The 11,684-nt window shown below is 46.7% G+C and carries 7 protein-coding genes, 5 tRNA genes and 1 pseudogene; 3 read left to right on the top strand and 10 right to left on the bottom strand.

Translation table 11 applies throughout. From position 1 onward, the window contains the following. Window positions 1-83 precede the first annotated feature (83 nt). From AC6I8Y_RS00225 to AC6I8Y_RS00185, 9 genes and pseudogenes are all read right to left on the bottom strand, one after another. On the bottom strand, window positions 84-1,025 hold the full coding sequence (locus AC6I8Y_RS00225) for an ABC transporter permease (RefSeq protein WP_112461464.1): 942 nt from the start codon (window positions 1,023-1,025) through the stop codon (window positions 84-86). Between the two features lie 2 nt (window positions 1,026-1,027). Further along, window positions 1,028-2,005: an ABC transporter permease gene (locus AC6I8Y_RS00220; protein WP_042477785.1), complete on the bottom strand. Its 978-nt coding sequence runs from the start codon at window positions 2,003-2,005 to the stop codon at window positions 1,028-1,030. 117 nt (window positions 2,006-2,122) lie between these two features. After that, a pseudogene (locus tag AC6I8Y_RS00215) lies at window positions 2,123-3,677 on the bottom strand (ABC transporter substrate-binding protein). 85 nt (window positions 3,678-3,762) lie between these two features. Further along, window positions 3,763-5,481, bottom strand: coding sequence for a dipeptide ABC transporter ATP-binding protein (locus AC6I8Y_RS00210; RefSeq protein WP_112461466.1), 1,719 nt, complete (start codon window positions 5,479-5,481; stop codon window positions 3,763-3,765). A gap of 930 nt (window positions 5,482-6,411) precedes the next feature. Beyond that, window positions 6,412-6,488: transfer RNA gene (locus AC6I8Y_RS00205), tRNA-Pro, on the bottom strand. 55 nt (window positions 6,489-6,543) lie between these two features. Continuing rightward, window positions 6,544-6,619 (bottom strand) — tRNA-His (locus tag AC6I8Y_RS00200). 44 nt (window positions 6,620-6,663) lie between these two features. Then, window positions 6,664-6,740, bottom strand: a tRNA-Pro gene (locus tag AC6I8Y_RS00195). A gap of 68 nt (window positions 6,741-6,808) precedes the next feature. Beyond that, window positions 6,809-6,884 (bottom strand) — tRNA-His (locus AC6I8Y_RS00190). Between the two features lie 30 nt (window positions 6,885-6,914). Then, window positions 6,915-6,991 (bottom strand) — tRNA-Arg (locus AC6I8Y_RS00185). A gap of 296 nt (window positions 6,992-7,287) precedes the next feature. Here AC6I8Y_RS00185 and AC6I8Y_RS00180 point away from each other — a divergent pair. After that, entirely contained in the window at window positions 7,288-7,701 is a 414-nt protein-coding gene (locus AC6I8Y_RS00180; protein WP_042477783.1) for a c-type cytochrome, read from the top strand. Window positions 7,702-7,779: 78 nt separating this feature from the next. Here the strand turns inward: AC6I8Y_RS00180 and rep are convergent, their stop codons facing one another. Next, window positions 7,780-9,798: a DNA helicase Rep gene (rep, locus tag AC6I8Y_RS00175; protein WP_498020593.1), complete on the bottom strand. Its 2,019-nt coding sequence runs from the start codon at window positions 9,796-9,798 to the stop codon at window positions 7,780-7,782. 179 nt (window positions 9,799-9,977) lie between these two features. Between rep and AC6I8Y_RS00170 the strand changes: the two genes are divergently transcribed. After that, entirely contained in the window at window positions 9,978-10,559 is a 582-nt protein-coding gene (locus AC6I8Y_RS00170) for a TetR/AcrR family transcriptional regulator (protein ID WP_042477781.1), read from the top strand. An 18-nt stretch (window positions 10,560-10,577) separates the two neighbouring features. After that, window positions 10,578-11,684, top strand: a complete 1,107-nt coding sequence (locus AC6I8Y_RS00165; RefSeq protein ID WP_128648336.1) for an efflux RND transporter periplasmic adaptor subunit — start codon at window positions 10,578-10,580, stop codon at window positions 11,682-11,684.

Below are 11,684 nucleotides of genomic sequence, written 5' to 3'. Positions count from 1 at the left end.
TTTGCGACACAAATAAAAAGAGCCGCAATGATTTGCGACTCTTAGTGTAGTGAGGATTGGGTTTAAAAATCAATCACTCTCGATCACCCTTTGTAGATTTTCGGGTTAAATACATCACGTAGCCAGTCACCTAATAGGTTGATTACTAGTACTAAAGTGATCAGAACTAGACCTGGGAACGCAGTGATCCACCAAGCGCCCGAGAAGATGTACTTAAAGCCGATACTGATAAGGGCACCCAATGACGGTTGGTCAACCGGCAGACCAAGACCTAGGAACGACAGCGCCGCTTCCGACATGATGGCGTTCGCCACCTGTACTGTTGAGATAACCAAGATAGGCGACAAACAGTTAGGAAGAATGTGACGGAACATGATGCGTGGCGCTTTAAAGCCCATCACGCGTGCCGCTTCCACATACTCTTTCTTCTTCTCAGCCAGTACCGAAGCACGAATGGTACGTGCGTACTGCGGCCATTCGGCAATACCGATGATCACCACCAGCATCAGCACCGCATACTGACTGAAGAACTCGCTACCAAAGCTCGCCTTAAAGATTGCCGAGACAATGATCGCTACCATCATGGTTGAGAACGACAGCTGAACATCCGCAAAACGCATTAGGAAGCTATCAACACGGCCACCAAAGTAACCTGCTGACAAACCAATAACGGTACCCAGAAATAGCTGAAGACCTACTGCTGCAAAGCCAATCGTCAGCGATAGACGAGAGCCGTAAAGAATCGTCGACAGAATATCACGACCTTGCTCATCGGTACCCAGCGGGAAGGTTGCGTCGCCGTCTTCCATCCAAGATGGTGGCAGCTCGGCATCCATAATGTCGATGGTACTCAGATCATACGGGTTATGCGGTGCAATCAGCGGCGAAGCTAACGACATCACTAAAATCACCATAAAGACAGTGAAACTCGTCATCGCAACCTTGTCGCGTTTGAAGTAATACAGAAAATCCGATTGTTTGAAACGCTCCCAACGTGAAGGAACGGCTTGTACTGCTTGTGTCATGGTTATGCTCCTTTACCAGTTAGGTTTACTGTTGGGTTAATCAAGCCGTATAGCAGGTCGACGATAGTGTTAGTCACTACGAAGATAAGACCTACAAAGATAACGTACGCGGTAATAAGCGGTGTATCTACGCGGTTGATTGCCTCTAGGAAAAGGAAGCCTGTACCAGGCCACTGGAATACGGTTTCGGTTAGGATGGTGTACGCCACCATGGTACCGATTTGCACGCCACCTACCGTCAATACCGGTAGCATGGTGTTTTTAAGCGCATGTTGGTAGTAGATCTTATGCAGAGCTAGACCTTTCGCTTTACCAAACTTGATGTACTCAGAGCTCAGCACTTCTAGCATCTCTGCACGCACCAAACGAATAAACAGCGGCAACATAATGGAAGCCAGTGCGATACACGGCAGCACCAAGTGCGCCAAACCATCAAGCGTTAGGAAGCCAGAGTCCCAACCAAACCAGTTTGCGGTTTCACCTCGTCCATAGGACGGGAACCAACCCAGTTCGATAGAGAACACATACATCAACATGATTGCCGTTAGGAAAACAGGGATCGAGATACCGATGCTGCTGCCTGCCATCACGACTTTGGTAAAGAAGCTCTTCGGGTTAATTGCAGAGTAAACCCCAAGAGGGATAGATAAACAGATTATGATTAACGTGGCACCAAATACCAGCTCTAGCGTCGCCACTAGTTTGCTCGCAATCACTTCAACCGCTGGGCGCTTGAAGAAGTATGAGTTGCCTAAATCACCTTGTACCGCGTTACCAAGAAAACGCGCGTATTTCGTAATGAAGGGATCGTTGAGGCCCATTTCATCACGCATCGCTTGACGCTCTGCTTCTGAAACCGACTGACCTACAAGTTCACGCAACGGGTCGCCCAGGTTATCCTGAATGGCAAACGCCACCAAACTGATCACAAACATCACTATCAGTGCCTGAAACAGGCGCTTGACCAGAAACGAAAACATTCCTTGCCCCTTATGTATCCATTACATTAAAAATTCGTTCAGCCTAAAAAACGCGCTCTGCTCGCTGAACAAAGCAGAGCGCGATTATCTGTCGCTTACTCAGCGAGAGAGTGCCGCTTATTTAACGACTAGGTCACCAAAGTATGGGAAGTTCATGCCGTTGATGATTGGGCCAATCTCAACGTTAGACTTCGCTGCCCATGATGGATCTTGCCAGTGTAGAGGAACAAACGCCGCTTCATTGTAAAGCGTTGCTTCTACTTGCTTAAGCATCGCGCTACGCTTCGCTAGGTCTGTCTCAGAGTTAGACGCTTCAACAATCCTGTCCACTTCTGGATTCGAGTAGTGACCACAGTTGTACTGACCACGACCAGTATCTTCGTTACGAGTCATCGTTAGGAACTCTGTGAAGTTCGCTGAATCTTCTGTATCTGGGTGCCAACCGATCATCATCATGTCTGCTGCACACTTATCAAACTCTGGCCAGTATTGCGCTTTAGGCATTGTCTTAAGATCAACCTTGATGCCGATCTTAGATAGCATTGCTGCCGCAGCTTGAGCAATCTTGTCGTCGTTCACGTAACGGTTGTTTGGCGCCATCATAGATAGCGTAAAGCCGTTCTCATAACCCGCTTCCTTCATTAGCTCTTTCGCTTTCTTCAGGTCGTAGCGTGGTACTAGCTCTTCGTTGTAACCCGCGTAACCAACTGGGCTTTGCTGACCAGCAGGTGTCGCAGCACCTTTCATGATCTTCTTAGCAATACCTTCGTTGTTGATTGCGTGAACGATAGCTTGACGAACGCGAACGTCTTTCAGCGCTTCGTTGCTGTTTTGGTTCATTTGGAACGTGATTACACGCGTACCAGGCATAGTGTATAGGTTGATGTTGCTCGCGCTATCCACACGCTTGTAGTCATTTGGTGCTACTGGAGCAATCATGTCTACGTCGCCAGAAAGAAGTGCTGCTACACGCGTTGCTGCTTCTTTGATTGGTACAAGTGTTAGGTTATCAACGTTGCCTTTTTGATTCGGTATCCCAGTAGTTAGGGTTACGCTCAAACTCAACCTTGATGCCTTGCTCACGAGATTTAACCGTGAATGGGCCAGTACCAGAAACGTTAGTAGAAGCAAAAGAGTTACCGTGCTTAACGATTTCGCCTTTGTCTTTACCGTCTTCTGTTGTACCAGAGTAGAACTTGCTGTCCATTGGGAAGATGTACGTTGCCACGTTCTCAACTAGCGGGTAAGTACCGTCAGTCTTGATTTCGATGGTGTAGTCGTCAACTTTTGTCAGTGATACTAGCGGCGCAAAGATACCTTTGAAGTCAGCAGACTTCTTAAGACGCGCAAATGTCCACACTACGTCGTCAGCCGTTAGCTCGTTACCAGAGTGGAACTTAACGCCTTTACGTAGGTTGAAACGCATAGTTTCGTTGTCGACACGCTCCCAAGACTCAGCCAAACGAGGCTCAAATTCCATGTCTTGGTTGAAACGTACTAGTGGGTCAAATACCATGTGTGAAAGCTGCATCACACCGCCAGATAGCTGCTCTTGTGGATCAAGCGTTACTGGGTCAGCGTCGTATGCTACGGTGATGTTTGCTGCTGCAGCGCTAAAGCTTAGGCCAGCTGCCATCAAAGCCACTGCTAATTTACTTTTCATGGTTTTCATTGTGCATAACTCCTTCATGCGGGGATCCGGATCCCTTTTTGTTGTGTTTGCTTCTGCTTATATTTCCATTAGGAACTTATTTGGCTTACGCCGTTTTTACTACGTCTTCTCTTAAACCTGTAAATTCAGGCATCAAGGAAATCAGTTGCTTGCTGTATTCGTGTTGTGGGTCGGTAAACAATTGCTCGGTTGGTGCTACTTCCAGTAGCGTACCCATCTGCATTACCCCCACTCGGTCACACATCTGACGGATAACCGGCAAATCGTGACTGATGAACAGCATGGTGAGGTTCAGCTCTTGCTGAAGGTCTTTAAGTAGGTTCAAAATCTGCGCCTGAACGGATACATCAAGCGCTGATGTCGGCTCATCACAAATCAATAGACGCGGACGCGTTGCCAGTGCGCGAGCGATAGAGATACGCTGACGTTGACCACCAGAGAACTCGTGCGGATACTTCACACCGGCCATCTTGCCAAGACCCACGTGCTCAAGCAGATCTTCAACAATCTGTTTGGTTTCTGACTCGTTAGCGGTCAGTTTGTGGAAACGAATTGGCTCAGCGATGATGTCGTAGATCTTCATGCGCGGGTTCATTGAGGTGTACGGGTTTTGAAACACCATCTGCATCTGACGACGCATCGGACGACGCTCTTTCTCCGACTTAAGTGAGGTTAAGTCGATACCCTCAAACGTCACCTTACCTGAGTTTGGAGCGTACAGACCTGCGATAACTCGAGCAATAGTAGATTTACCTGAACCCGACTCACCTACTAGGCCAAATGTCTCACCTTCGTGAACCTCAAAGCTCACGTTGTTCGACGCCTGAACGTACTCACGACGACTTTCGAACAAAGAATCTTTGGTCACAAAGCGCAGGTTGACGTTCTCTACGTTAAGCAGTGGTCCTGTGTAATCACGGTGATCTTGGCTTTGACCTAACCAGTGGTTTTTCACATCAAGCGGCTCCATTTCATGAGCTTCTTCGATGTAACTAACCAGTGGGAAGCGATCCAGTTTCATGTCTGAACGAGGAACCGCTGAGATTAGGCTGCGCGTGTATGGGTGATCTGGGTCGCCCAGTACTTTCTTCGTCGCACCAAACTCAACTAGGTCACCGCGATACATCACTGCCACGCGGTCAGTCACGTTAGAAACCACACCCATATCGTGCGTCACTAGCATACAACCCACGTTGTTCTTGATGCACAGGTCGCGAATCAAACCTAGGATTTGATCTTGAATTGATACATCGAGTGCCGTGGTTGGTTCATCTGCAATGATAAGGTCAGGCTCACCCGCTAGCGCGATAGCGATAACGACACGTTGGCGCATACCACCAGAGAACTGGTGTGGGTATTGCTTAAGACGGTTTTCAGGCTGTGGAATACCCACTTGCTTCATTAGGTTAAGCGAGCGCTCATAGGCTTGCTCATCCGTCACCTTCATATTGGCGTGGATGGTCTCTTTTAATTGTTGCTCAACCGTGAAGAGTGGATTAAGTGAGGTCATTGGGTCTTGGAAAATAAACCCGATTTTTGAGCCACGAACTTTTCGCATCTGTTCAGGAGATAAACCGGAGATTTTCTCTCCATCCAAGAACACTTCGCCACCAGCGATAGTTCCTGGAGGTGATAGCAAATCGATCACCGCATTACCTACGGTCGATTTACCTGCACCAGACTCACCCACAACACCAACTATTTCGCCGCGTTCAATATTGAACGACAAATTTTTAACCGCGGCATGTACCCCATGGCGAGATGGGTATTCGATACGAAGATCTTTAACTTCTAATAATGACATTACCAGACCTCTACTGCTTTGGCAGTTTTCTGCCCCTGTCTGAAAAATTGAATCCATTCTTAGGCAGCATTTTCTGCTGACTAATTACAAGTGCATCAATTTGGCAAATCTTTCACAGAAAAGCAACAAAAATAGGATAAAAATTCGAAATTGAGCAAATCTAAAGCAGTATAAATAAATATTTATGCACATTAACTACATATAGTAATGAGACCACCCATCTAAAAACTTGATGTAGCACCAATAAAACGCACTATAAAACGATCATAAATCGCTATGCATCACGATATTAGCCATATTAATGACTAAAGCGGCGCGAATAGTTATTCCGTAATCATTTTAACACTATGGAAACATAAGTTTTGTAACAATGCCGTTTGCAGAACTAAAGTCTAGATCTTAATCACACTTCACAAGCGAAACGCTCAAAGATCGAGAGTAGGCAACATTTTCCGCTACATTAAATTGCAACATGATTGTGGCATGCAATATAGACAAAACTCTGGGATTCTGGAGTTAGCTAGAGTGATACACCATTTCTTATCAGACAAGAATCGTAGAAATGTTATTCAGCCAAGCTCCAATAAGACAACAGGCTATTTATTAAGAGAGAAAACACGATTCAACGAAAAAATGCCGCTAATCGGACAACAGAATGATATGTGACTAGATAGATGAGCTAATGATAAATAGTTTTGGAGATCATGTCGGGTTTTCAACTTGGCGCTTTTCTAGCGTGTAGATGAAAGAACCTCGTATCACGAGGAAGCTTCGAATGATGCTTAGTGAAGAGAGATTCGATTGGTTCGACACTCGACGACTGGCCTTCCATGCGACTGGGCTTCCAGCCCCCGACGCGTATGGGTTTTCCTCAAACCTGCAAAACCACATACGAAAAAAGCCTCGTCTTTCGACGAGGCTTTCAAATAGTGGTCGGTGAAGAGGGATTCGAACCCCCGACCCTCTGGTCCCAAACCAGATGCGCTACCAAGCTGCGCTATTCACCGACAGTGTTTTATTACGAGTCAACTCGTAAGGGGAAGCAAATGCTACCAAAATAAATGGGGTGGCTAACGAGATTCGAACTCGCGACCACCGGAATCACAATCCAGGGCTCTACCAACTGAGCTATAGCCACCACAAATTTTGTTTTGTTACCGTCATCAACAGTAACTGAAATAGTGGTCGGTGAAGAGGGATTCGAACCCCCGACCCTCTGGTCCCAAACCAGATGCGCTACCAAGCTGCGCTATTCACCGACAATGTTCTTTTCAGAACGCTTTCGTTTCGATTAAATCAAAACTGGAGACAAAAGTCACCGAAATAATGGGGTGGCTAACGAGATTCGAACTCGCGACCACCGGAATCACAATCCAGGGCTCTACCAACTGAGCTATAGCCACCACTATTTTTTGCCAATAATTATATCCGGATGGCACGCCCGAAAGGATTCGAACCTTCGACCTTTGGCTCCGGAGGCCAACGCTCTATCCAGCTGAGCTACGGGCGCATGCCCTATCGGCGGATGGGAATAATACGGATATCACACTATGCCGTAAAGTACTTTTTTAACTTTTTTTTTCGTTTGTTGGCTTTTTCAGCACTTTGGTACAGAAAATACTAGCTTTACGATGTGATTCACCCCGTGAAGCTGAAAAGTTGTGGTTTATTGCAACAAGTTAACAGGATATAATCACCCAATGTTTACATTGATTTAACAGCCGTTAGATCAGCAAGCAGAATAAAATCGTATAAATGAATAGCAAGCAGCGACTTGCTACCTTGTTGGATAGTAAAGTGAGTTTAATGGATATGTCTCGTCGAATCTTAACTGTGTTGTTCGCCGCACTAACTTTTTCTACTGCCTCTTTTGCAGCGGATGTGAGCCAAGAAGAATATGACGCTATCGCAGAGCGTATTAAACCCGTTGGTGGCGTTTACTTAGCAGGTAGCGAACCTGTTGTTGCAGAGCCAACTGGTCCACGTGATGGTGCCACTGTTTATAATACCTTCTGTACTGCTTGTCACTCTATTGGTGTCAGCGGTGCTCCTAAAACGGGTGACGCTGGTGACTGGGCACCACGTATCGCACAAGGCAAAGACGTGTTGGCTGATCACGCCATCAACGGCTTTAACGCGATGCCAGCGAAAGGCTCTTGTATGGATTGTTCTGACCAAGAAATCATTGATGCTATCGAGCACATGATCGCGGGCCTGTAATCCAGCATTACGCACTGTATATAAAGAAGGGGCTCACTATCTAGTGAGCCCCTTCTTTATATACAGTGCAATCTGGCGTTACTTCTTATTAAACATCGCGCGAATATTGGCGATATGCGCCTGACCTTTTTGCATGCGCTCTTCCGCTGACACCGGCTTTTTCGCTTGCTCCCATTCAACATCATCAAACGGCAGCTCATCGAGAAATCGGCTGTGCTCAGGCTTGATTAGCTCACCAAACTGACGGCGCTCCTTACATATCGTAAAGGTCAGCTCCTTTTGCGCGCGAGTGATACCGACATACATCAAGCGGCGTTCTTCTTCGACATTGTCCTCATCGATGCTGGTTTGATGCGGCAAAATGCCCTCTTCTGACCCTATCAAATAGACATAAGGAAATTCCAACCCCTTTGAGGCATGCAGCGTCATCAATTGAACCGCATCGCTGTCATCATCTTCTTCACCCCGTTCCATCATGTCGCGCAGGGTTAGACGCTGAACCACTTCTTTGAGCGTCTTTTCTTCTTTGTCGTAGTTGTCACCCTCTAAGTCAGCAACAATCCACGAATAAAGATCGGAGACGTTTTTCATGCGCATTTCAGCCGCTTTTGCGCTAGATGACGTTTCGTACAGCCAATCTTCATAGTTGATATCACGAACCAAAGCACGGACAGCCTCTACTGTATTGCCGCGCTCTGCATTATCGGCGATAGCGACGACCCATTGGGTAAAGCGGCGCAGGTTTTCAAGGCCGCGGCCGGTAAGGTGCTGCTCTAACCCAAGCTCGAAGCTTGCCTCAAACAAGCTTTTGCCTCGCATATTGGCATAACTGCCCAGCTTCTCTAATGTTGCAGGACCAATCTCGCGACGCGGCGTGTTTACGATGCGCAAGAAAGCATTGTCATCGTCTGGGTTCACGAGCACACGTAGATACGCCATTATGTCTTTGATCTCTGCGCGCGCAAAAAATGACGTGCCTCCTGAGATCTTGTAAGGCACACGGTTTTGCATCAATACCTTTTCAATAAGGCGCGACTGATGGTTGCCTCTATATAAGATGGCATAGTCACGATACTCAGTTCGATTCACAAATCGATGAGCAATGAGTTCGCCGGTGACGCGTTCTGCCTCATGCTCCTCGTTTTTAGCTTTAAGTACTTTAAGCTTTTCACCATCAGGGATCTCTGAGAACAGCGACTTCTCAAATACGTGCGGGTTATTGGCAATCAGAATATTTGCAGCGCGCAAAATTCGACTGGTTGAGCGATAGTTTTGCTCTAGCATCACCGCTTTCAGGTTTGGAAAGTCTTTGTTGAGCAATACAAGGTTCTGCGGTTTCGCGCCACGCCATGAATAAATGGACTGATCATCATCGCCTACAACGGTAAATCGAGCCCGTTCGCCGACCAACAGCTTAACAAGTTCGTACTGACTGGTGTTGGTATCTTGATACTCATCCACCAGCAAATACTGAATACGTTTCTGCCAACGCTCACGTACTTCTTGATTGGTCTTAAGCAAAATCACCGGAAGCGCGATCAGGTCATCAAAGTCGAGCGCGTTATAGGCCTTCATCTGGATTTGGTACATCTCAAAGCAGTGCGCAAACAGTTGTTCTTGTTCTGAACGCGCGCTCCCTTTGACCTGCCCTGGCGTGAGCATGTCGTTTTTCCAGTTCGAAATAGAGCTGAGCAGCGAACGAAGGAGATCCTTATCACCATCAAGCTGTTTTTCAGTGAGCTCTTTGAGCAGTGCCATCTGGTCCTGATCATCAAACAAAGAGAAACCTGCTTTCAAGCCCAGCGCCTTATACTCGCGGCGAATAATATTCAGCCCCATGGTGTGGAAGGTCGACACCATCAAGCCTTTAGATTCATTCTTACCAAGCGTCTGTCCAACACGCTCTTTCATCTCCCTAGCGGCTTTGTTGGTGAACGTCACCGCAGCGATATTTCTCGCCTTATACCCGCAGTTTTGAACTAGGTAGGCTATCTTATTAGTAATCACGCGGGTTTTACCTGACCCTGCACCAGCGAGAACCAGGCATGGACCAGAGACGTATTTCACCGCCATATCTTGCTGCGGATTTAGCTTCATTAATGTGCTCACTACTCACGACTTGTAACGCGCACATAATAGACTGCTACCGATGACAATGCCACGCTCTGTAGGAGTTTTTAACTTTTATAGAATTCTGATTAAAAATAAGTTGCACAAATAGACGTCAATTGTTTTATAATGAATGAACGTTCATTCAGTTATTGGTTGGATGGCTCATGACAACTGTAAATACCAGCGACAAACGCCTACAAATACTTGAAGCGGCTCAAAAAATGGTAGCCGAAGTAGGCATTCAAGGTGTATCTATGCAGAAGCTAGCCAATGAGGCTGGCGTCGCTGCAGGCACCATCTATCGCTACTTTGACGACAAAGACCATTTGTTGGAAGAGTTGCGACAGTATGTGGTCGCGCGTATGGCGAAAGCCGTACAAGCGGGCGTGGATGCAGACAAGCCACTGAAGGAACAGTATAGGACCATGTGGCTAAATATTTGGCGAATGGCGGCATCGAATATCAATTCGTTAAAGACACGCGCCCAATATGATTCAATTCCTTCGAAAAATTGTTATAGCACTCGGGAACAAGAACGAAAAATGTTTGCCCAAGTCGATAACCTATTCAACGAAGGAAAGAAACAAGGGGTTTTCAAAAACCTCGATAATGAAATTCTTTCTGGACTAAGCTTAGAAGCAAGTGTTTCGCTTGCGCGTAAGCATGCTCTGGGTCTCTATCAACTGGATGACGATGCGCTGGAATCAGCTATCGAAGCCAGTTGGGATGCAATTATAAAACACTAATGTGGAGTTCTCGTTAGAATGAAAAAGTGGACATTTTTCATGCTACTTATCGCAATACTGTTATTCGGCAGTGTGATAGGTTTCAACCTGTTCAAGCAACAGAAGATTGCTGAGTATTTAGCAAATCGCCCTGAGCCTGAATTTCCAGTCACAGTGACCACGGTTCAACCTGTTGATTGGGTACCGGTTATCGAAGCCATCGGTTTTGTTGAGCCTAACCAAGGTGTCACACTGACTTCAGAAACCAGCGGCGTGATCAGCAATATCTCATTTGCTTCAGGCTCAATGGTTGAGAAAGACCAGCTTCTTGTATCTCTGGATTCAGACGTAGAAAAAGCGAACCTTAAGAGTTCACAAGCACGTCTACCTGCAGCGAAAGCGAAATATGAACGCTACCAAGGTCTTTACAAGAAAGGCTCTATCTCGCGCGAAGCATACGATGATGCAGAAGCAAGCTACTTCTCTCTATCGGCTGACATCGAGAGCCTAAAAGCACAGATCGACCGCCGTGAGATCAAAGCGCCATTCTCTGGTGTTGTTGGTATCCGTAACGTATTCCTTGGTCAATACCTACAACCAAGTGACGACATCGTGCGCCTTGAAGACACTAGTCTAATGAAGCTGCGTTTTACTGTTCCTCAGACCGATTTCTCTCGCATTTCTATTGGACAAGATGTCGATATCTTCGTTGATGCGTATCCAAATCAGCCATTTAAAGGCTCTATCTCGGCTATTGAGCCTGCGGTAAGCATTCAAAGCGGCCTGATCCAAGTGCAAGCGGATATTCCAAATAACGATGGCAAGCTACGTAGCGGCATGTTCGCTCGCGCTAACATCATTCTGCCTAAGCTAGAGAACCAAGTGACGCTACCGCAAACGGCGATCACGTTTACGCTATATGGCGACAACGTATATGTCGTGACTGATGTTGATGGTGAGAAACGCGTTAAGCAGCAAGTCGTTAAAGTTGGCGAGCGTACTGGCGATATCGCCCACATCCTAGAAGGTGTGAACCCAGATGACGTTATCGTTACCTCTGGTCAGGTACGTCTAAGTAACGACGTGAAAGTCAAAGTGGTGGAAAGCGATGCGACTGTCCCACCAGCTGAGACACCGATGCTGTAA

The organism is Vibrio sp. KUL78, from assembly GCF_059725505.1.
This window is presented reverse-complemented; position numbering and strand designations above follow the sequence as displayed.